Annotated in this window: 18 protein-coding genes; 14 read left to right on the forward strand and 4 right to left on the reverse strand. The window is 64.2% G+C overall.

From position 1 onward, the window contains the following. Positions 1-40 precede the first annotated feature (40 nt). The 13 genes from pyrR (at position 41) to HNP00_RS01255 (ending at position 15,134) form a co-directional block, all read left to right on the forward strand. Entirely contained in the window at positions 41-622 is a 582-nt protein-coding gene (gene pyrR / locus HNP00_RS01195) for a bifunctional pyr operon transcriptional regulator/uracil phosphoribosyltransferase PyrR (protein ID WP_184735039.1), read from the forward strand. Continuing rightward, positions 619-1,632, forward strand: coding sequence for an aspartate carbamoyltransferase catalytic subunit (locus tag HNP00_RS01200; protein WP_184735041.1), 1,014 nt, complete (start codon positions 619-621; stop codon positions 1,630-1,632). The genes pyrR and HNP00_RS01200 overlap by 4 nt, the downstream gene beginning before the upstream one ends. Further along, positions 1,632-2,981: a dihydroorotase gene (locus HNP00_RS01205; protein WP_184735043.1), complete on the forward strand. Its 1,350-nt coding sequence runs from the start codon at positions 1,632-1,634 to the stop codon at positions 2,979-2,981. Before HNP00_RS01200 ends, HNP00_RS01205 begins: the two co-directional genes overlap by 1 nt. Then, a complete protein-coding gene (locus HNP00_RS01210; RefSeq protein WP_184735046.1) occupies positions 2,981-3,499 on the forward strand; it encodes a hypothetical protein in 519 nt (172 codons plus the stop codon). Before HNP00_RS01205 ends, HNP00_RS01210 begins: the two co-directional genes overlap by 1 nt. Next, positions 3,480-4,757: a glutamine-hydrolyzing carbamoyl-phosphate synthase small subunit gene (gene carA / locus HNP00_RS01215; protein ID WP_184735048.1), complete on the forward strand. Its 1,278-nt coding sequence runs from the start codon at positions 3,480-3,482 to the stop codon at positions 4,755-4,757. The genes HNP00_RS01210 and carA overlap by 20 nt, the downstream gene beginning before the upstream one ends. After that, complete coding sequence (gene carB, locus HNP00_RS01220) at positions 4,757-8,065, forward strand: carbamoyl-phosphate synthase large subunit (RefSeq protein WP_184735050.1); 3,309 nt, start codon at positions 4,757-4,759, stop codon at positions 8,063-8,065. The genes carA and carB overlap by 1 nt, the downstream gene beginning before the upstream one ends. Further along, positions 8,058-8,939, forward strand: coding sequence for an orotidine-5'-phosphate decarboxylase (pyrF, locus tag HNP00_RS01225; protein WP_184735052.1), 882 nt, complete (start codon positions 8,058-8,060; stop codon positions 8,937-8,939). The genes carB and pyrF overlap by 8 nt, the downstream gene beginning before the upstream one ends. Before the next feature lie 109 nt (positions 8,940-9,048). Next, on the forward strand, positions 9,049-9,375 hold the full coding sequence (mihF, locus tag HNP00_RS01230) for an integration host factor, actinobacterial type (RefSeq protein ID WP_184735054.1): 327 nt from the start codon (positions 9,049-9,051) through the stop codon (positions 9,373-9,375). A 57-nt stretch (positions 9,376-9,432) separates the two neighbouring features. Then, positions 9,433-10,005, forward strand: coding sequence for a guanylate kinase (gmk, locus tag HNP00_RS01235; protein ID WP_184735057.1), 573 nt, complete (start codon positions 9,433-9,435; stop codon positions 10,003-10,005). Positions 10,006-10,044: 39 nt separating this feature from the next. After that, entirely contained in the window at positions 10,045-10,305 is a 261-nt protein-coding gene (gene rpoZ / locus HNP00_RS01240) for a DNA-directed RNA polymerase subunit omega (RefSeq protein WP_028267125.1), read from the forward strand. 27 nt (positions 10,306-10,332) lie between these two features. Next, positions 10,333-11,580, forward strand: a complete 1,248-nt coding sequence (coaBC, locus tag HNP00_RS01245; protein ID WP_184735059.1) for a bifunctional phosphopantothenoylcysteine decarboxylase/phosphopantothenate--cysteine ligase CoaBC — start codon at positions 10,333-10,335, stop codon at positions 11,578-11,580. A 91-nt stretch (positions 11,581-11,671) separates the two neighbouring features. Beyond that, complete coding sequence (metK, locus tag HNP00_RS01250) at positions 11,672-12,901, forward strand: methionine adenosyltransferase (protein WP_184735061.1); 1,230 nt, start codon at positions 11,672-11,674, stop codon at positions 12,899-12,901. A gap of 106 nt (positions 12,902-13,007) precedes the next feature. Then, positions 13,008-15,134, forward strand: a complete 2,127-nt coding sequence (locus HNP00_RS01255) for a primosomal protein N' (RefSeq protein ID WP_184735063.1) — start codon at positions 13,008-13,010, stop codon at positions 15,132-15,134. On the opposite strand, the gene HNP00_RS01260 is transcribed toward HNP00_RS01255, so the two are convergent. The 4 genes from HNP00_RS01260 to HNP00_RS01275 are packed head-to-tail and all read right to left on the reverse strand — an operon-like array spanning position 15,131 to position 19,066. Beyond that, a complete protein-coding gene (locus HNP00_RS01260; protein ID WP_184735065.1) occupies positions 15,131-16,213 on the reverse strand; it encodes a glycosyltransferase family 1 protein in 1,083 nt (360 codons plus the stop codon). The two genes, HNP00_RS01255 and HNP00_RS01260, sit on opposite strands and share 4 nt — an antisense overlap. Further along, on the reverse strand, positions 16,210-17,157 hold the full coding sequence (locus HNP00_RS01265; RefSeq protein WP_184735068.1) for an alpha/beta fold hydrolase: 948 nt from the start codon (positions 17,155-17,157) through the stop codon (positions 16,210-16,212). The genes HNP00_RS01260 and HNP00_RS01265 overlap by 4 nt, the downstream gene beginning before the upstream one ends. Positions 17,158-17,167: 10 nt before the next feature. Continuing rightward, positions 17,168-18,049, reverse strand: coding sequence for an aldo/keto reductase (locus HNP00_RS01270; RefSeq protein ID WP_184735070.1), 882 nt, complete (start codon positions 18,047-18,049; stop codon positions 17,168-17,170). A 54-nt stretch (positions 18,050-18,103) separates the two neighbouring features. After that, the gene (locus HNP00_RS01275; protein WP_184735072.1) at positions 18,104-19,066 is read right to left on the reverse strand and encodes a sugar-binding transcriptional regulator; all 963 of its coding nucleotides are present in this window, start codon (positions 19,064-19,066) and stop codon (positions 18,104-18,106) included. Positions 19,067-19,190: 124 nt separating this feature from the next. Between HNP00_RS01275 and HNP00_RS01280 the strand changes: the two genes are divergently transcribed. After that, on the forward strand, positions 19,191-20,984 hold the full coding sequence (locus tag HNP00_RS01280; protein WP_184735074.1) for a glycerol-3-phosphate dehydrogenase/oxidase: 1,794 nt from the start codon (positions 19,191-19,193) through the stop codon (positions 20,982-20,984). The last annotated feature ends 83 nt before the right edge of the window (positions 20,985-21,067 follow it).

Genomic DNA, 21,067 nt, shown 5'->3' on the forward strand with positions numbered 1-21,067 from the left:
TTAATTCCGTCCCGTGAGGCGGGGAAAGGGGAGACGAGCGATGACTGAAGTCACTGCGCCGGTGCCGTCCCGGGTTGTCCTCAACCACGCGGATATCGACCGTGCGCTCACTCGTATCGCCCACGAGATCCTTGAGGCCAACAAGGGCTCCCAGGACTTGGTACTTTTGGGCATCCCTCGCCGCGGCTATCCGCTGGCTGTGCGGCTGGCAGACAAGATCGCCGCCGCGGATCCGTCCGTCAACGCCTCGGCAATAGTCGGTCAGTTGGACGTCACCATGTTCCGGGACGATCTTTCCCGCCAGCCCGCCAGGCCGCCTTATCCCACCAAGCTGCCGCTGTCCGGCATCGACAACAAGGTTGTTGTCCTCATCGACGACGTCCTGTACTCGGGCCGCACCATCCGGGCAGCCCTAGACGCAATCGTCGACCTTGGCAGGCCCCGCATCGTTCGCCTCGCCGTCCTCGTGGACCGTGGCCACCGCGAATTGCCCATCCGCGCGGACCACGTGGGCAAGAACCTGCCCACCTCGTCCTCGGAAAAGGTCCGGGTCCACTTGGAAGAACTCGATTCGGTGGATGGTCAGCCCATCAACGAAGTAGTCATCGAGGCCGGCGCATGAAACATTTGCTCTCCACGGAGAACCTCAGCGCCGAGAACGCCATCCGAATCCTGGACACCGCCGAAGAGATGGCTGCGGTGGGGGACCGGGAAGTCAAGAAGCTGCCCGCCTTGCGCGGCCGCACCGTGGTCAACCTCTTCTTCGAGGACTCCACCCGCACCCGTATTTCCTTCGAGGCGGCAGCAAAGCGCCTCTCCGCAGACGTCATCAACTTCGCGGCCAAGGGCTCTTCGGTATCAAAGGGTGAGTCCCTCAAGGACACCGCCCAGACCCTTGCAGCGATCGGCGCCGATGCGGTAGTCATCCGCCACTGGGCCTCTGGCGCACCGCACCGCTTGGCTGCCACCGACTGGATCGACGCCGCCGTCATCAACGCCGGAGACGGCACCCATGAGCACCCCACCCAAGCCCTCCTGGACGCATTCACGATGCGCCGCCACTGGTCCAAGCTGAAAGGATCGGCATCCAACGGCGCAGACCTCAGCGGGATGCGCGTCGCTATTGCCGGTGACGTCCTGCACTCCCGGGTCGCCCGTTCCAACGTGTGGCTGCTGCGCACCCTTGGTGCGGAAGTAACCCTCGTGGCCCCACCCACCTTGCTGCCGATCGGCGTCGAACACTGGCCGTGCAAGGTCAGTTACGACCTTGACGAGACACTCGGAGCCGGAGTGGACGCGATGATGATGCTGCGCGTCCAAGGTGAGCGGATGAATGCTTCGTTCTTCCCCTCGACGCGAGAGTATTCGCGTCGTTGGGGCTTCGACGATGCCCGCCTCCGGGCCCTCGACGACCTCGGGCTCAAGGACACCATCATCATGCACCCTGGTCCCATGAACCGCGGCCTGGAAATTTCCGCCGCCGCCGCCGATTCGCCCCGCTCAACCGTGCTGGCCCAGGTCCGCAACGGTGTGTCGGTCCGGATGGCCGCCCTGTACCTGCTGCTCTCGGGGGATACCCGTGAAGCCGCCACCACGCCGGGCACCGCCCGTTCCGACAAGGAGAGCAACTGATGACCGAGACCGCAACCGGTACCTACCTGATCCGCGGCGCGGCCATCCTGGGTGGCGACGCCGAGGACCTGTTGATCCGCGATGGCCTCATCGCCGAGCGCGGGACCGGCCTGTCCGCAGAAGGAGCCACGGTGATTGAGGCCGCCGGCCTCGTGGCGCTTCCCGGCATGGTGGACATCCACACCCACTTGCGCGAACCCGGTCGCGAAGACGCCGAAACCGTGGAAACGGGCACCCGTGCCGCAGCCCTTGGCGGCTACACCGCGGTGCACGCCATGGCCAACAGCAATCCGGTGGCCGACACTGCTGGCGTCGTCGAGCAGGTCCACAGCCTGGGCCGCGCCTCCGGCTGGGTGGACGTCCGCCCGGTGGGCGCCGTCACGGTGGGTCTCGCCGGCGAGCAGCTCGCTGAACTCGGCGCCATGGCCGACTCCCGTGCCCAAGTCCGCGTCTTCTCCGACGACGGCATCTGCGTGCACGATCCCGTGCTGATGCGCCGTGCGTTGGAGTACGTCAAAGCGTTCGACGGCGTCGTTGCCCAGCACGCGCAGGAACCCCGCCTCACCGCCGGGGCCCAGATGAACGAGGGCACCGTCTCGGCGGTTCTCGGACTTGCCGGTTGGCCGGCGGTGGCCGAGGAGAGCATCATCGCCCGCGACGTCCTGCTTGCCCAGCATGTCGGATCCCGCCTGCACGTATGCCACGTGTCCACCGCCGGATCGGTGGAGATCGTCCGCTGGGCCAAGGAACGCGGCATCAACGTCACCGCTGAGGTCACACCCCACCACTTGTTGCTCACGGACGAACTGGTCCGCAGCTACGACCCCGTCTACAAGGTCAACCCGCCGCTTCGCACCGACGCGGATGTCCAGGCGCTTCGCGCCGGGCTCGCCGATGGCACCATCGACGTCGTGGGAACAGACCACGCCCCGCATCCGAGCGAACACAAGGAATGCGAGTGGGCCCAGGCGGCAATGGGCATGACGGGACTGGAAACTGCTCTGTCGGTAGTCCAGGAAACCATGATCGAGACGGGGCTCATGACGTGGGCCGACTTCGCCCGCGTCACGTCCACGGTGCCCGCGGCCATTGGCCGGGTGGCAGATCAAGGGCGCCCGCTCGAAGCCGGCGAGCCTGCCAATGTGATCCTCGTGGATCCCGCCGCCCGCTGGACCGTGGATCCTTATAAGATGGCGACCATGGGCCGGAACTCACCCTTTGCGGGCAAGGAGTTGCCGGGCGCGGTCGTCGCCACGTTCTTCAGGGGTCACCCGACCGTACTGGGCGGCAAGCTCAACACCCCGTACCGATACGCAGCGGACCCTGCAGGCGCAGGCAGCAGCAACTGATGGACAAAATCGCTTCCTTGCTGCTGGTCCTGTGCCTTGCCGCAATTGTCGCCGGACTCATAGCGCTGGGATGGCGCAGCAGGCTCAAGCAGCAAGCCGGCCTCGGGCCGCTTCCGGACGTGCCTGAACAACTCAGCCCGGCAGGCCTTGTGGCTGAAGGCCAGTATGTGGCCACGACGACGGCGGGAGACTGGCTTGACCGGATCGCTGTTCATGGCCTTGGCTTTCGCGGGAACGCGGAAATGAGCATCCATCCGGAAGGCGTCCTGTTCGACCGCGCGGGAACTGGACCTCTGTTCATTCCATCGCGAGCCGTGACCGATTGCCGCAGCGCCAGCGGCATGGCCGGAAAATTCGTGGAAAAGGACGGAATCGTGGTCTTGAGCTGGATGCTCGGAGAACGTGAGCTCGACACCGGATTCAGGACCAGGCACGCCGCCGACAAGGAACCCCTCCTCGAAGCACTTCAAGAATTGATCTCTGCAGCCCCCCAGGCAGATGCCGATAGTGGAAAGTAACAACGTGACGGATACCAACGCAGTGACAGAAAATACCAACCCAGCAGAGTCCACCGCAGCAGTGCTGGTCCTCGAAGACGGCCGCACTTTCCGTGGCCGTAGCTACGGTGCCACGGGCGTTGCCCTGGGCGAGGCCGTATTCGCGACCGGCATGACCGGTTATCAGGAAACCATCACGGATCCCTCCTACGCCCGCCAGCTAGTGGTCCAGACGGCTCCGCACATCGGCAACACCGGCGTGAACAAGGAAGACGCCGAGTCCCGCCGCATCTGGGTGGCTGGCTACGTTGTTCGCGACGCCGCACGCCGCCCCTCGAACTGGCGCTCGGAGCGCAGCCTCGATGAAGAGCTCGTTGAGCAGGGCATCGTCGGCATCCAGGCCGTGGACACCCGTGCCATCACCCGGCACCTGCGCGAGCACAAGACCATGCGTGCCGGAATCTTCTCCGGTGAAGCAGCCAACGCTTCCGACAAGGAGCTCCTGGACACCGTCCTGGCCAGCGCTCCCATGGAAGGCGCACGCCTGGCCGAAGAAGTGAGCGTCGACGAAGCCTACGTCGTGGAGCCCGCAGACCATGGTTGGGAGGGCGAAGCGAAGTTCAGCATCGCCGCGATCGACCTTGGCATCAAGGCGATGACTCCGGCCCGCTTCGCAGAACGTGGCGTCCGCGTCCACGTCCTGCCCGCGACCGCCACGCTGGAAGACGTCAAGGCGGTCAACCCGGATGGTTTCTTCATGTCCAACGGCCCTGGCGACCCCGCCACCGCCGACACCCAGGTGAAGCTGCTCCGCTCGGTGCTCGATGAGAAGCTACCCTACTTCGGAATCTGCTTCGGCAACCAGATCCTGGGCCGTGCCCTCGGCTTCGGTACCTACAAACTCAAGTACGGCCACCGCGGGATCAACCAGCCCGTGATGGACCGCCGCACGGGCAAAGTCGAGATCACCTCGCAGAACCACGGCTTCGCCGTCGACGCTCCCATGGACGGCGCCACGCTGGCTCCCGAAGAGCGGTTTGGCCGCGTGGAGGTCAGCCACGTAAGCCTCAACGACGACGTCGTCGAAGGACTCGCGTGCCTCGACATCCCGGCATTCTCGGTTCAGTACCACCCCGAAGCCGCGGCCGGTCCGCACGACGCCGCCTACCTCTTCGACCGCTTCATCGACCTGATGGAGAGCACGAAGAACGGCGAGAATGCTGCGCAGGCCGCCGCCACTCAGACATCGAACTCTGCGAAGAACGAGGACACCAAGTAATGCCAAAGCGTACAGATCTCAAGAGCGTCCTTGTCATCGGGTCCGGCCCGATCGTCATCGGCCAGGCGGCCGAATTCGACTACTCCGGCACCCAGGCACTGCGCGTGCTGAAGGAGGAGGGCCTGCGCGTCATCCTCGTGAACTCCAACCCGGCCACCATCATGACCGACCCCGAGTTCGCCGATGCCACCTACGTGGAACCCATCACCCCCGAGGTGGTCGAAAAGATCATCGCGAAGGAGCGCCCGGACGCCCTCCTGCCTACGCTGGGCGGTCAGACGGCCCTCAACACGGCCATCGCCCTGGACAAGAACGGCGTGCTTGAGAAGTACAACGTCGAACTCATCGGTGCCAACATTGCCGCGATCGAACTCGGCGAGGACCGGGAGAAGTTCAAGGGCGTCGTGGAGCGTTGCGGCGCCGAGTCGGCCCGCAGCCACATCATCCACACCATGGATGAAGCCCTGAGCGCCGCGGAAGACCTCGGCTACCCGATGGTTGTCCGCCCGTCCTTCACCATGGGAGGCCTGGGCTCGGGCCTGGCCTACAACGAGGACGACCTGCGCCGCATCGTGGGCCAGGGGCTGCAGTACAGCCCCACCTCCGAGGTCCTGCTGGAAGAGAGCATCCTCGGCTGGAAGGAATATGAGCTGGAGATGATGCGCGACAAGAACGACAACGTCGTTGTTGTGTGCTCCATCGAGAACTTCGATCCCGTAGGCGTCCACACCGGCGACTCCATCACGGTGGCACCGGCCCTGACCCTGACGGACCGCGAATACCAGCGGCTGCGCGACATCTCCATCGCCGTCATCCGCGAAGTCGGCGTGGACACCGGTGGCTGCAATATCCAGTTCGCCATCGAACCGGACACGGGACGCGTCGTCGTCATCGAAATGAACCCGCGTGTTTCGCGTTCCTCGGCGCTGGCGTCCAAGGCCACCGGCTTCGCGATCGCCAAGATCGCCACCAAGCTTTCCCTCGGCTACACGCTGGACGAGATCCCGAACGACATCACGCAGAAGACACCGGCATCGTTTGAGCCGACGCTCGACTACGTCGTGGTCAAGGTTCCGCGCTTCGCCTTCGAGAAGTTCCCCGCAGCGGACAACACGCTGACCACCACCATGAAGTCCGTCGGTGAGGCAATGGCCATGGGCCGCAACTTCACGGAGGCCCTGCAGAAGGCCCTCCGCTCGCTTGAGCAGAAGGGCTCGCAGCTGGACTTCAGCCACGTGCCCGAATGGGAAGTTCCGGAGCTGATCGAGAAGTCCAAGCGCCCGACGACGGACCGCCTCTACCAGGTCCAGCGCGCCTTGCTCGGAGGTGCTTCGGTCGAAGAGCTCTACGCAGCCACCAAGATCGATCCGTGGTTCCTGGACCAGTTGCAGCTGCTCAACGAGACCTCGCAGGAGATCCGCAAGGCCGGTGCGCTGACCGAAGGCATGCTGCGCAACGCCAAGCGCCACGGCTTCTCGGACGAGCAGATCGGTGCCCTGACGCACAACCCGGAGGCTGTTGTCCGTGGCGTCCGCCAGGCCCTCGGCATCCGTCCGGTTTACAAAACCGTGGACACGTGCGCCGCCGAATTCGCCGCGTACACCCCGTACCACTACTCGGCGTATGACGAAGAGGACGAAGTCGCCCTGCACTCCAAGCCGTCCGTCATCATCCTGGGCTCCGGCCCGAACCGCATCGGCCAAGGCATCGAGTTCGACTACTCCTGCGTTCACGCCTCCATGGCGCTCCGCAAGGCCGGCTATGAGACCGTCATGGTCAACTGCAACCCGGAGACGGTGTCCACGGACTACGACGTCTCCACGCGCCTCTACTTCGAACCGTTGACCCTTGAGGATGTCCTCGAGGTCATCGCGGCTGAGGAACGCACAGGAGGCGTTATGGGCGTGTTCGTGCAGCTCGGCGGCCAGACCCCGCTCAAGCTCGCACAGCAGCTGGCAGACGCCGGTGTGCCGATCCTGGGTACCTCCCCGGAAGCCATCGACCTCGCCGAGCACCGCGGCATGTTCTCCCGCGTGCTCGACCGGGCCGGCCTGATCGCCCCGAAGAACGGCACCGCTGTGTCCTTCGAGGACGCCAAGAAGATCGCCGACGAGATCGGGTACCCGGTCCTCGTCCGCCCGTCCTACGTGCTTGGCGGCCGGGGCATGGAGATCGTCTATGACGAAGCCAACCTCTCGCGCTACATCGCCAACGCGACGGAGATCACCCCGGACCACCCGGTGCTGATCGACCGCTTCCTCGAGGACGCCGTCGAAATCGACGTCGACGCGCTTTTCGACGGCACGGACATGTACCTTGGCGGCATCATGGAGCACATCGAGGAAGCCGGTATCCACTCCGGTGACTCCGCGTGCGTCCTGCCCCCGATCACCCTCGGCAGCAACGTGATCGAACGCGTCCGCACGGCCACCCGTGCCATTGCTGAAGGCGTCGGCGTCCGTGGCCTCATCAACATCCAGTTCGCCCTGGCATCCGATGTGCTCTACGTGCTGGAAGCCAACCCGCGTGCTTCCCGCACCGTGCCGTTCGTGTCCAAGGCCACGGGCGTGCAGATGGCGAAGGCTGCCGCGCTGATCGGTACCGGGGTCACCATCAATCAACTGCGGAGCGCCTACAAGATGCTGCCGGAAACGGGCGATGGTTCCACCCTGCCGCTTGACGCACCTGTTGCGGTGAAGGAAGCGGTGCTGCCATTCAGCCGCTTCCGGACGCCGGAAGGCAAGGTGGTGGACTCGTTGCTCGGCCCCGAAATGCGTTCCACTGGTGAAGTCATGGGCATCGACAAGCACTTCGACACCGCTTTCGCCAAGAGCCAGGCCGCGGCCAACAATGCGCTGCCCACAGAAGGCAAAATCTTCGTCTCCGTCGCCAACCGGGACAAGCGCTCGGTGATCATGGGCGTCAAGCGACTGTCCGATCTCGGCTTCGAGATCGTCTCCACGGGCGGTACCGCGGACGTTCTGCGCCGCAACGGCATCCAGGCCACCCCGGTCCGCAAGGTTGCAGAAGGCAGCAGCGCCGAAGGCGAGGGCACCATCGCGGACCTCATCATCGCCGGCGAGATCGACATGGTCTTCAACACCCCTTCGGGTGGCGAAGCCCGCAGCGACGGCTACGAGCTCCGCGCGGCCGCCACGTCCATCGGCATCCCGTGCATCACCACCGTGGCCGAGTTCAACGCCGCGGTGCAGGCAATCGAGGCGCTGCGCACCTACGAGTGGTCGGTGACCAGCTTGCAGGAGCACGCCGCCAACCTGAAGGCGTCAGCCGAGGCAGTCAATGCCTGAGTCTGCTGTAGTCGCGCAGGCTGTTGTCAGGTCGGGGCCCCGACAGCCGTTCGGTTCCCGGCTGGCTGCCGCCATGGCCGACCTCGGCCCCCTTTGCGTCGGTATTGACCCGCATCCGGGACTGCTGTCTGACTGGGGACTGAACGACGACGTCGCGGGGCTGGAGCGCTTCTCGCTCACCGTCGTGGAAGCCGTGGCGACGCTCGCTGCCGCGGTAAAGCCGCAAGTGGCGCTCTATGAGCGCCACGGTTCCGCAGGGATGGCCGTCCTGGAGCGGACCCTTGCTGCGGCATCCGATGCCGGAGTGTTGAGCATCGCCGACGCCAAGCGCGGAGACATCGGCTCCACGATGGCGGCTTATGCGGACGCTTGGCTGCGCGACGGTTCGTCCTTGGCTGCGGACTCTGTCACGCTGAGCCCGTATCTCGGATTTGAGTCATTGCGGCCGGCGCTGGACCTCGCAGACGAGTATGGCCGGGGTGTTTTCGTTCTCGCGCTGACGTCGAACCCCGAAGGCAAATCCGTTCAGCACGTTGGCGGTTCTGAGTCGGTGGCTCGGCGGATCGCTGAGGCGGCCGCCGACGAGAACCGTCGCTATGCGGGAACCATGGGGTCTGTCGGTCTCGTGGTGGGCGCCACTATTGGCACCGCTTTGGTGGATCTGGGCTTGGACCTCAACGCTGTTCGCGGACCCATCTTGGCTCCTGGGCTCGGTGCCCAAGGAGCTACGCCGGCGGATCTACGTGCCACCTTCGGTGAGGCGTATCCGGCGGTCCTTGCGACATCGAGCCGGGGAATCCTGGCCGCTGGTCCCGCGGTCGCCGGTTTGCGTTCCGCTACTGAGGCCACCCGCGACGGCTTGCTGGAAGGCTGATCGCGATCTTGGTGCGTCCTGTGCATTGCGCTCCACACTGACCTCGCGGTAGCTTCGGGAGCAGTCCAAATCGCCACGCACTCGATGCCGGCCAAAGGGGGATGTGTCAGTGACTTTGAAAACCTTGTCTGCGGAGGAACGTTCCGATGCCTTGGAAAAGGCCGCCAGGGCTCGTGCAAGACGGGCCCTGGCAAAGGAACAGCTCAGGAGAGGTGAACTCAGTATCGCCGGGCTGATCAAGTCGGCGCAGACTGATGAAGCCATCGCCCGCATGCGTGTTTCCGAGCTTCTGGAGGCTGTCCCGAGTGTCGGTCCCGTCCGGGCAGCGGCCATCATGACGGAAATTGGAATCGCCCCATCACGACGGCTCAGGGGCCTGGGAATTCACCAGTCCCGGTCGCTGATAGATTTTATGGAAGACAAATACAGCGTCTAAACAAATGCGGCGTTCAAGAAGAAATGCAGCATATAAGGAATCTCCACGAAGGACGATGTGAGCAAGAATCCGGGACTGACCGTCCTTGCAGGCCCCACTGCCGTTGGCAAGGGAACAGTATCCACGTATATCCGCGACAACTACCCTGAGGTCTGGCTGTCGGTTTCAGCCACCACCCGTGCGCCGCGGCCGGGGGAGAAGGACGGTGTCCACTACTTCTTCAAGTCCGCCGAGGAATTCGACGCACTTGTTGAAGGTGGCCAGTTGCTTGAGTGGGCAGTGGTGCACGGCAAGAACCGCTACGGCACGCTCCGCAGCACGGTCGACGCCGCCATCGCCGAAGGCAAGTCCGTGCTGTTGGAGATCGATTTGCAGGGCGCCCGCCAGGTCAAGGCAGCAGTTCCGGACGCCAACTTCGTCTTCCTCGCTCCGCCCAGCTGGGACGAAATGGTCCGCCGCTTGGTTGGACGCGGCACCGAAACCCCGGAGGAACAGCAGCGACGGCTGGAAACCGCTAAACTGGAACTTGCCGCTGAACCGGAGTTTGACCACACCGTCATCAATGACGAGGTACGCCGGGCAGCGGACGAGCTTGTTTCACTCATGGGGCTTACCCCGCACCAGCGCTAAGCGCTAGCACTTGTCAGCCCGTTAGAATTTGGAGAATTCGTGTCCACGAACCTTGAAGGCATCATCAACCCGCCGATCGACGAGCTGCTTGCTGCTGCCGATTCAAAGTACGGCCTGGTGATTTTCGGCGCCAAGCGCGCGCGCCAGATCAACGCCTACTACGCCCAGCTGCACGAGGGCCTCTTCGAGTACGTTGGCCCGCTGGTCGACACGAAGCTGAACGAGAAGTCGCTTTCCATCGCCCTGCGCGAGATCAACGAAGGCCTGCTGGTCTCCACCCCGATCGAACCCGCAGAGTAAAACAGACTGCCTGTTGACGGAGGTCACGTGCGCATAGTCCTCGGAGTCGGGGGAGGGATCGCAGCCTACAAGGTTGCATCGCTCCTCCGGCTTTTTACTGAGGCCGGACACAACGTCACGGTCATTCCCACGGAGGCCGCAAACCGATTCGTCGGCGTGGCTACCTGGGAGGCGCTCTCGGGCAATCCGGTGAGCAACAGTGTCTTTGACGACGTGGAGAAGGTCAACCACGTCCGGCTTGGCCATGAGGCCGATCTCATCGTCGTTGCCCCGGCGACTGCCGACCTGTTGGCCAAGGCCGCATCCGGCCAGGCGGGGGATCTTCTCACCAACACGCTCCTCATGGCACATGGCCCAGTGCTTTTTGCTCCCGCAATGCACACTGAAATGTGGCAGAACCAAGCAACCCAGGCGAATGTGGAAACCCTGCGCAGCCGCGGCATCACCGTCCTCGAACCGGCGGTGGGCCGGCTGACGGGCGCGGATTCCGGGCCGGGGAGGCTCCCCGAGCCAGAGGCAATTTTCGCGGCCGCCATCGCTTTGGTTGACGCCTCCACGCCTTCCGCCCAGCTCGTTGACGCAAAACCTTTGTCAGGTCGAACCGTCACGATTTCCGCGGGCGGCACCAGGGAAGCCTTGGATCCAGTTCGTTTCCTGGGGAACAGGTCCTCCGGCAAGCAAGGCGTTGCGCTGGCGGCAGCAGCCCTCGATGCCGGCGCCAAGGTGAGATTCCTCGCTGCCCATATGGACGTCCAGCCTCCCGCTGGCGTCGAACTGGTGCGGGTTGAATCTGCCCTGGAACTCCGTGACGCCGCGCTGGAAGCCGCCGTCGGCTCCGACGTCGTGATCATGGCCGCCGCGGTGGCTGATTTCCGTCCCGCTGAGGTCTCAACGACGAAAATCAAGAAGAGCGAAGGCACCGACGCTCCCGTGGTGCGCCTCGTGCGGAACCCTGACATCCTGCATGAACTGGTAGAGCGCCGCGACGCTGAATCAACAACACAGCTGATCATCGGTTTCGCCGCTGAAACCGGGGACCAAGACGGTAACGTCCTGGAACACGCCACCGCCAAGCTCAAACGCAAGGGCTGCGACCTCTTGGTAGTCAACCAGGTTGGCGTTGGCCGGGTGTTCGGCCAAGACCAGAATTCTGTGATCATTCTCTCCGGCCATGGCGCAGAGCCGCAGTCGGCGGCGGGTTCCAAATCCGACGTCGCCGCCGCCGTCATTGACCGCATCAGTTCTGAACTGAGCCGCGTGCACCCGGCCACTTAGGCCCGGACAGCGCTTATTCCTTAGCTGGTCCATCCTTAGCAAAGGGACATACGGCGGAAGCCGACCGCCCTCAACCGAGTAAGGTAGTCGAGTGACTTTACCGCTGCATCATGAATCCCACGGAACCCCGTCCAAGCTCCGGCTCTTCACTTCTGAGTCGGTGACGGAAGGGCACCCGGACAAGATCTGCGACCAAATCAGCGACGCCATCCTTGACGCGCTCCTGGCAGCAGACCCTGAGTCCCGCGTGGCCGTTGAGACCATGGCCACCACTGGCCTGGTGCACGTGGCTGGCGAGGTCACCACGGATGCGTACGTGGAGATCCCGCAGATCGTCCGCGAGACCATCCTCGGAATCGGTTATGACTCCTCCGCCAACGGCTTCGACGGCGCCCGTTGCGGCGTGTCTGTCTCGATCGGCCAGCAGTCCAACGACATCGCCGGCGGCGTCTTCAACTCCCTCGAAGCCCGCGAAGGCCGCCAGGAGGACGACTACGACCTCCAGGGCGCCGGTGACCAAGGCATCATGTTCGGCTACGCGAGCGACGAAACCCCGTCCTACATGCCGACCCCCATTTGGCTGGCCCACCGCCTCTCCGAGAGGCTCACGGAAGTCCGCAAGAGCGGCGAACTCGCCTACCTGCGGCCTGACGGCAAGACGCAGGTGACCGTCGGATACGACCGCGACCGCCCGGTTTCCGTTGAAACGGTGGTCATTTCCAGCCAGCACGCCGAAGGTACCAGCCTTGATCGCCTGCGCGCCGACCTCGCCGCGCACGTGATCGATCCCGTCCTGGCAGTGTCCAACCTGGATATCTCCCACGTCGCGAACATCCTGAATCCCGCTGGCGCCTTTGTCATCGGCGGACCTGTCGGTGATGCCGGCCTGACCGGCCGCAAGATCATTGTTGATACTTACGGCGGCATGGCCCGCCACGGCGGCGGTGCGTTCTCCGGTAAGGATCCGTCGAAGGTGGACCGTTCGGCTGCCTACGCGATGCGCTGGGTGGCCAAGAACGTTGTGGCCGCGGGGCTGGCAAAGCGCGCAGAAATCCAGATCGCTTACGCGATCGGCCAGGCGCGTCCTGTCGGCACGTACGTCGAGACCTTCGGTACCGAGACTGTTGATCCGGCCAAGATCAGCGAAGCAATTGCGGAGATCTTCGACCTCCGTCCCCGCGCCATCATCGACGCCCTTGACCTCAAGCGGCCCATCTACGCCAAGACGGCGGCACACGGCCACTTCGGCCGCGACGAGCCAGACTTCACGTGGGAACGGCTGGACCGGGTGGACGAACTGAAGGAATTCTTCAACGCCTGACCCCGCCTGCGCCGGAGCCTCCGCCGGAGCCTCGTCTGACCGGAGCCTGATTGTCGGTGGTGTGTGTTTGGCTTGACCCAAGAGCCGAACCAGGGAGGTGGCAAGCATGAGCGATGATTCGTTGCTTCCCCTTGCCCTGGCGTTGCCTTCGCCGGCCCGTCAACCGTCCTTGTTGCAGGGTTTCCCCGTCCGCGGGACCAACGCCGATGGGCCAGCCCTCGCGGCAAGCGATCCGGTGGCCCGGGTCCTGATCGAATCGCCCCTCCCGCATTTGGACCGGCCCTTCGACTACAGCGTCCCGGCCGAGTTCGAACGCACTGCGTTGGCCGGCGTGCGGGTCAAAGTGCGTTTTAACGGCCAGGAACTTAACGGCTTCGTGCTGGAGCGTGCGGAATCCTCCGAAGCCGGGCATGCCTTAAGCCCGCTGCTCAAGGTGATTTCGCCCATCCAGGTCTTGACGCCGTCTTTGCTGGAGCTTGCCTCCAGCGTCGCGGCCCGTTATGCCGGGACGCTGAGCGACGTCCTCCGGACAGCCATTCCGCCGCGCGTCGCTGGCTTGGAAAAGCTTCTTCTTTCCGGTGATTCCCTCTTGGAGGAGCCAGCCGAGACTGCCAGCCCTGCTGGGGGTGCTGTGTCCCCGGCTCAAGCAGCCTGGGCTTCCTACACCAACGGCGCACCGTACCTGCAGCACCTGGCCGGAGGTGGCTCGCCCCGGGCCGTCCTCACTGCGGTGCGGGGCTTCGGAGCCGCGGGCTGGCCCGAACTAGTAGCGTCTGCAGTCGCCGCAGTCCGTTCCTCGGGGCGGGGCGCCGTCGTGGTTGTGCCCGACTACCGTGATCTCGACCGCATGGAGGCGGCGCTCGACGCCGTCCTGCCAGCCGGCGAAATCGCACGGCTGACGGCCGACGACGGTCAGTCCCCGCGGTACCGGAGCTACCTTCGGCTACTGAGCGGCGCAGCCAAAGTGGCGATTGGTACGCGGTCCGCGGCGTACGCTCCAGTCCAGGACCTTGGGCTTGTGGTGTGTTGGGACGACGGCGACGACCTCCATATCGACCAGCGCGCTCCCTATGCCCACAGCCGCGAGATTCTGCTCTTGCGCTCCGAGCAGGAATCTGCGGCTTGCCTCATGGCCGCGCACAGCCGCAGCACCGAGCTACAGCGGCTTGTTGAAGGCGGCTGGGCCGTGCCGGTGGAACCCCCTCGCACAGTGGTTCGCTCCAGCGCGCCACGCGTGCTCAACACAGCGGACAGTTTTGAGCAAGAGCGGGACCCCCTGGCCCGGATTGCACGCTTGCCCGGCGCCGCGTGGCGTGCAGCCAAAGAAGGCCTGGAACGCGGACCCGTCTTGGTGCAGGTGGCCCGGGCCGGTTATGCGCCGTCGCTCGTTTGCGAGGATTGCCGCGAGCCAGCCAGATGCAACAATTGCCAGGGGCCGCTCGCGATCGCCGGCCAAGCTGCCCTCCCGCAGTGCCGCTGGTGCTCCACACCGGCTCCGGAATGGCGTTGCCGCAATTGTGGCGGGGGCCGTCTTCGCAGGGGGGCTGCCGGCGTGCTCCGGACCGCGGAAGAGCTGGGCAGGGCTTTTCCAGGCAAGGCCGTCGTGACTTCTTCAGGAGACCAGGTCAAATCCACGGTGTCAGACGCCTGCGCGCTGGTGGTGGCTACGGTGGGCGCCGAACCGATCGCACCTGGCGGCTACGCAGCGGCGCTGCTTTTGGACGGCAATTCGCTCCTCCGCCGGGAGAATCTTCGTGCTGGCGAAGACACCGTTCGGCGGTGGTTCAACGCGGCGGCGCTCGTGCGCCCCGCGAGCGAAGGCGGACTCGTGGTCATCACTGCCGACGACACCGCCGCGACCGGCGCCCTGTTGCGTTGGGACCCGGCCGGGTATGCCTCCCGGGAGCTGGTACTGCGACAGGAACTCCAGTTGCCGCCAGCGGTGCGGATCGCATCAGTCACAGGCAAGCGGGCCGACGTCGTGCATTTCACCGAAAGCCTGGCCAGTAACATCCGGTTGCGTACCGCTGGCCCCGCGCCGGTTTCGCTCACCCTGTCTGCGCAACGTTCTACAGCGCGAGACGCCGATCCGGACGTCCGGACGCTGCTCTTCATTCCCTACGCCCAAGCAGCCGAAGCGACCAGGGCCATGCGGGCTGTCAAAGCTGCCAGCGCGGCGAAACGCACCTCGGGGCCCGTTCAGCTGCGGCTCGACGGCGTGGATGTCCTCTAGCGCTTGCGGCTGCGCATCGCCACGACCTCTTCGGCAACCGCCAATAGTTGTCGGGCCGATTCGTCCCAGTTGAAGTCGGCCGCGCGTTCCACCGAACGGCGGGAGCGCGCTTGCCACAGCTCCTCATTTTCAAGGGCCCTGACTGCCGCAGCGAATTCGGCGGGCGATTCCGGATGCACATAGCTCACGGCATCCGCACCGACCTCCCGGAAGATGGGAATGTCGCTGGCGATCACGGGAGTGCCGAGCGCCATGGCCTCGACCAGCGGCAACCCATAACCCTCCGCCTTGGACAGGCTGATGAGGGCCGTGGCGCGGATCAAGAGGGAATCGTACTCGGCATCCGTGACGCCGTTGTGGAACTCGACCTGCGCACCCGGCGGCACCAGGGGCTCCAGCTCGGCACGGCGCTGCGGGGTGATCCTGCTCAGGAGATGAAGCGTGAATCCGGGCAATTCGGACATGCCCTGGATCATGGTCTCCACGTTTTTGTAGGGCATGAACGAGCCCATGTAGAGCAGGGACTTCTCGGCGCCGGCTGAGGGATCGCGTGGCGTTTGTCCTGGCTGGGGTGCGTTGCCGACGATCCGCACCGGCCGCCGGGTCAAATTGAACTTCGCCATGAGCGACTCGGTGGTGTGGCTGATGGTGGCGACGACGTCCGCGCGATTGAGAAGCAGGCGCTGCGGCCAGTAGGCCTTGTGGTAGAGCCGCCACAACAACCGTACGGGCGCCGGAAGGAAGCCTGGAGGGGCCGGGTGCTCATAGTAGATGAGATCGTGCAAGGTCAGGACCAATCCATACTTCCGGCCCAGGGTTCCCATGGTCTGCATAGGGCAAACCACCACATCAGCCCCGAGCTTGTTGACCTCGCGCGCCACGAATAGTTCTCGCGGCGAAAGCGGGCTGCTGATGAGCACGTAGGGGACGTCCGGAAGGAGCGCCAACTGGCGTTTGTCGTTGATAAGCATGGTGACATCCGCGATCTTGGACGTCGCCGCTATGAGGCTCGAACCATAGCGGCTGATGCCGTCGTGATGGTCCGTGCGGGTGAAGCGGGCGTCAATGACGATTTTCACGCGGGGTGTTCCTCCAGGAAGCTGCGGATGGCGGCGGCGGCGGGCGCCGGTGTCTCGTAATGGATCAAATGCCCGACGTCGGGAATCACTACCAGCGCACCGTCGGGCAACAGCTCCACCAGTTTGTGCTGGTCCCGGAGCAGCGCGATCTCATCCTTTTCGCCGGCCACCAGCAGCACCGGGAGGTCCAGTTGGCCGGCAACCTCGGCCACATGGCTGGAGACGGAGGCCCGGAAGGCCTCTAGAAGGCTGGCACGGTCGGCGAAGGCGGAGAAATACGCATCGTGCTGCCCATGGACGAAGGCACGGAGCTCCTTGTCGCGGGTCTTGGCCATGGCGGCGCTCATGACGCGAACAATCAGGCGGCTGCGCAAGACGGCGAGCCCCAACCGGCGCGGGAGCTTGGCGGAGATCTGGTAGTACATGACCGCGAGCTTGGTCATGAGGCCTTTTGGCCCCTCGAGCGCGGGAGCCGCAATGGGATTGACCAGGATCAGCGGGCGGATGGCACCTGGGTTCGCAGCGGCGAAGTGGCTCGCGACGATGGACCCGAAGGAATGACCGAGCAACACCGTGTCCCGGCCAAGCCCCAAGGCGGCCATGAAACCGGTGATGAACTTTCCATAGCGCTCCACAGTGTGGGGGTCTCCGGCAAAGGGTTCCGAACTGCCGAATCCGGGAAGGTCCGGCATGATGATCCGCATCTCGGGCAAATGGTCTACAACCCGGAGCAGGCCGTGGTGGTCGCCTCGGAAACCATGAATGACCAGGATGGTTCGGGTGTCCGCGGTCACGGTAACCGGTTCGTAGCACCAATAGGCCACGTTGCTGCCGTCGAGGTCGATGTCCGAGGCACTGGTCCGGGAGGCCAAGGCCTTGCTGAAGAACTCCCGCGGGGAGGCCGGTGCAGGTTCGGGGGAGTGGTTGGCGTCCACTTGTTCCATTCGGCAGGTCCTAGTTGACGTTGTCCGGGTGTGACCCGGTGCGGTGGTGGCGTTCGAGGGCGGCAAGGCCGTCCATGTCTTCGGCATCAAGCTCGAAGCCGAAGACATTGAAGTTCTCTTGGATGCGTGCGGCGGAGCTCGCCTTGGGGATCACGATATTCCCGAGCTGGACGTGCCAGCGGATGATGATTTGGGCAGGTGTTTTGCCGTATTTGTCCGCGAGCGCCCGGACGGCCGGATCTTGGAGGACCTGTCCACGGCCCAGCGGGCTCCACGCCTCGGTGCGGATGCGCAACTGCTCGTGCAGGGTGCGGAGCCGGGGCTGTTGCAGCCACGGGTGCAGTTCAATCTGGTTCACGGCTGGAACCACTTCGGCCTTCTGCATCAGCGATTCAAGATGTGCCGGCTGGAAATTAGAGACTCCGATCGCGCGGACGCGGCCTTCTCGGTACATGGTCTCCATGGCCCGGTAGCTTTCCTGGAACAGGCCGCGCCCGGCGCAAGGCCAGTGGATCAGGTACAGATCGACGTAGTCCAGGCCGAGATTGGCCATGGAGCTATCGAAAGCCCGGAGAGTGGAGTCATAGCCGTGGTCGTCATTCCAGAGCTTCGTGGTGACAAAGACGTCTTCGCGGGAGAGCGAGTGCGTGCCCTCCCCGGAGCCTCCCGTGTTGCCGTCCACGCCGGCCGGGGGTATGACGGCGCTGCCTATACCCCTGCCTACGCCGGTCTCGTTGCCATACATTGCGGCTGTATCGAAGTGCCTGTAGCCGGCGCCCAGCGCTGTGGCGACCAAAGACGTGGCGTCCGCCGGCGGCACTTTGTAGAGCCCGAACCCCAACTGGTCAATCAAGACGCCGTTGTTGAGACTGAGCCGAGGCGAGGGTTTCATAGCCAAGACTCTACCTACCTCGGTGCCGGGAATGATTCAGGATCAGTCAAATATTCAGGATGGGCTCCCGAAACTAACCAGGCGCTTGGCGGTGGCCTCGTCCAGGATGAGATCCGTTGCAAGCCGAGCCGCCAGGGCTCCACGCAGGCCATTGATCTTGGATGCACCCGAAACGACGCAGATGCGGCGGCGGACCTGCCTTAGTTGCTCGTGACTCGGGCCGGTGGAACGCTCGTTGAGGGTAATCCCGTCGGAAGAGCCATCGGCGCGGAAGAAGACCGTGGCAACATCGCCTACGACGTCCGAGCTGGCCAGCAGATTAAGGTCAGTTTCGTCGAGGTAGCCACCCGCGTAAACGTGGCTGGGGTAGTCCGAATGGACAGACCCAACACCGAAGATCGCGATGCTCATCCTGGCTTGGAGGTCGAGCACGCGTTGGACGCTGCGCTCATTCCACATGGCGGTCTTGGTGGAAGCGTGGTCGAAGAAAGCAGGAACGGGGAACTGTTCCACCCGGGCTCCGTAGGCGATGCCGAAGCGCCGCATGATGTCACTGGCGTACGTGATGCCCGTGGTTTGCATGTTGCCCGCGCCGTTGAGCTGGACGATGGTGCTGTCGTGGGTGATCTTGCGGGTCAGGTGCCTGCTGACGGCGCTGATGGTCGCACCCCAGGCCACCCCGATAATGGCGTTCGAATCGACGAGCGGTCCGATGGTCCGTGCTGCCTGCATCGCCACCCTGTCAAGGGTTTCCGCCTCGTTCAAGGTGTCCAGGACAGGCACCACGTGTACATCGACACCATAGTGACTGCGGATCATCCGCTCCAGTTCGGGCGCGGAGTCAAGTGGACTCCGGATCTGGACCTGCACCAGTCCCGACTCCCGTGCCGAGGACAGCAAGCGGGACACCGTCGAGCGCGAGGTCCGGAGTTCGCGGGCGATGGCGTCCATCGTGAGGTCCTGGAGGTAGTACATCTGCGCTGCCCGGAGGGCTTCCGAATGTCGTGATCGTGGCATCTCAGTTCCGTTCTGCACGTTTGTGCAAATAGCTTGATTTCATTTTCCACTCCTTCGAAGAATAGTTGTGCAAGGTGCGACGTCAAGTGATGCAACGCACATACCAAAGCCCAAGGGAGCAGTTTTGGGACACAACAGCTTTTATGGTTCCGCAGCGGGATCACCTCGCCGTACCTCGGCTTCAGCACTTCGCGAACGGCCGCAAGCCCAGGTGCTGATTATCGGTGGCGGCATCAACGGCGTCGGCACATTCCGCGATCTGGCATTGCAGGGCGTGGACGTTGCCCTCGTGGAGCGCGGCGACTACTGCCAGGGCGCCAGCGGAGCCTCGTCCCACATGATCCACGGAGGCATCCGCTACCTCGAGAACGGCGAATTCCGCCTCGTGCAGGAATCCGTCGTCGAGCGCAACCGCCTCCTGAAGATTGCACCCCACTACGTCAAGCCGCTGCAGACAACCATCCCGATTTTCAGCACCTTTTCCGGGATGCTGTCCGCCCCCACCCGCTTCCTCACGCACAAGCAAGGCAAGCCGAAGGAACGCGGCGCCTTCCTTATCAAGCTCGGACTGAGCATGTATGACTTCTTCTCCCGCGACGGCGGCAGCGTCCCTCGCCATCAGTTCCGCGGCAGGGCGAAGGCACTGGCCGAATTGCCGAGCTTGCACCCAGGCATCAAATACGCCGCCACCTATTTCGACGCATCCGTGCACAATCCCGAGCGACTCACGCTCGATGTGCTCCAGGACGGTGAAAAAGCTGGCATCGGAAGTGGCCTGCCGGGTGGCAGCGCCCGCGCCAGCAACTACGTCTCGCTCGTCTCCATGGACTCGTCCGCGGCCGGTTCCGTCGTGCTGCGCGATGAACTCACCGGTGAGGAATTCAGCTTCCAGGCCGACGTCATCGTCAACACCACCGGCGCGTGGGTGGACCTCACCAACGAGGCCATGGGGGCCGCGAGCAGTTTCATGGGAGGGACCAAAGGCTCGCACATTGTGTTGGACCACCCGGAACTGCTCGCAGCCTGCGGCGGTCGCGAAATCTTCTTCGAACACACCGACGGACGGATCGTGCTGATCTACCCAATGGGCGATCGTGTCCTGGTGGGGACCACCGACGTCGAGGCCGACATGGCCCAGGACGCCGTGTGCACCGAAGCCGAGATTGACTACTTCTTCGACCTCGTGGGCTATGTCTTCCCCTCCATCATGGTGGATCGCAGCCAGATCGTCTACAGTTTCGCCGGCGTCCGACCGCTTCCGCGCCACGATGACACACAGCCGGGCTTCGTGTCCCGCGATTACCGCATCGAACGGAGCGAGCGCCCAGCCTCCGGTGCCGCGGCCGCCCTTGGCGGCAAGGCCGCCGTCGTCCTCTCATTGATCGGCGGAAAATGGACCACCTTCCGGGCCCTCGCCGAACACCTGAGCAACGATGTCCTCCGCGAACTGGGCATGGAACGGAAGATCTCGACGGCGAAGCTCGCCATCGGGGGCGGCTCCGGCTTCCCGAACAGCGAAGACGGAATCCAAGACTGGGTCAAGAAGCACATGGCGCCCGGCCTCGACGCCGATCGGGTCAGCGGCTTGCTGACGCGCTACGGCACTCGCGCTGAGGATGTCATTGCCTACCTCCATGCAGGCGAGGACCGGAAACTGCGCTCCACGAACGAGCTCAGCGTTCGGGAGTTGGAATTCATGGCCGCCAACGAACAGATCGGGCACCTCGTGGATGTCCTCATTCGCCGCACCTCCCTGGCCTTCCGGGGCCTCGTGACGGGGGAGTTGCTCAACGAAGTCGCCGAAATCCTTTCCGGGCAGCTTGCCTGGGATTCAGCGAAGCGCGACGCGGAAATCCAGCACGCACAGAATGTCCTTCTGCGTTTTCATGGCGTGACTGTTCACAGCCTCGTCGCCTGAACGTAATGTACGTCACATCAGCTTGATTGTTCTGGCCATGAAGCCGGGACACAAGGGTTGCGGCGCTCCGCTCCGCTAGGGAG

The sequence above is a fragment of the Arthrobacter sp. AZCC_0090 genome, from assembly GCF_014207375.1.
In the GTDB taxonomy this organism is placed as follows: Bacteria; Actinomycetota; Actinomycetes; order Actinomycetales; family Micrococcaceae; genus Arthrobacter.

Excerpts from the sequence above, each read along its gene's own strand:
- pyrR (WP_184735039.1), top strand. The coding sequence starts at position 41 with ATGACTGAAGTCACTGCGCCGGTGCCGTCCCGGGTTGTCCTCAACCAC.
- carB (WP_184735050.1), top strand. The coding sequence starts at position 4,757 with ATGCCAAAGCGTACAGATCTCAAGAGCGTCCTTGTCATCGGGTCCGGC.
- HNP00_RS01210 (WP_184735046.1), top strand. The coding sequence starts at position 2,981 with ATGGACAAAATCGCTTCCTTGCTGCTGGTCCTGTGCCTTGCCGCAATT.
- HNP00_RS01200 (WP_184735041.1), top strand. The coding sequence starts at position 619 with ATGAAACATTTGCTCTCCACGGAGAACCTCAGCGCCGAGAACGCCATC.
- carA (WP_184735048.1), top strand. The coding sequence starts at position 3,480 with ATGCCGATAGTGGAAAGTAACAACGTGACGGATACCAACGCAGTGACA.
- HNP00_RS01275 (WP_184735072.1), bottom strand. The coding sequence starts at position 19,066 with ATGCCACGATCACGACATTCGGAAGCCCTCCGGGCAGCGCAGATGTAC.
- HNP00_RS01265 (WP_184735068.1), bottom strand. The coding sequence starts at position 17,157 with ATGGAACAAGTGGACGCCAACCACTCCCCCGAACCTGCACCGGCCTCC.
- HNP00_RS01205 (WP_184735043.1), top strand. The coding sequence starts at position 1,632 with ATGACCGAGACCGCAACCGGTACCTACCTGATCCGCGGCGCGGCCATC.
- HNP00_RS01255 (WP_184735063.1), top strand. The coding sequence starts at position 13,008 with ATGAGCGATGATTCGTTGCTTCCCCTTGCCCTGGCGTTGCCTTCGCCG.
- HNP00_RS01270 (WP_184735070.1), bottom strand. The coding sequence starts at position 18,049 with ATGAAACCCTCGCCTCGGCTCAGTCTCAACAACGGCGTCTTGATTGAC.
- pyrF (WP_184735052.1), top strand. The coding sequence starts at position 8,058 with ATGCCTGAGTCTGCTGTAGTCGCGCAGGCTGTTGTCAGGTCGGGGCCC.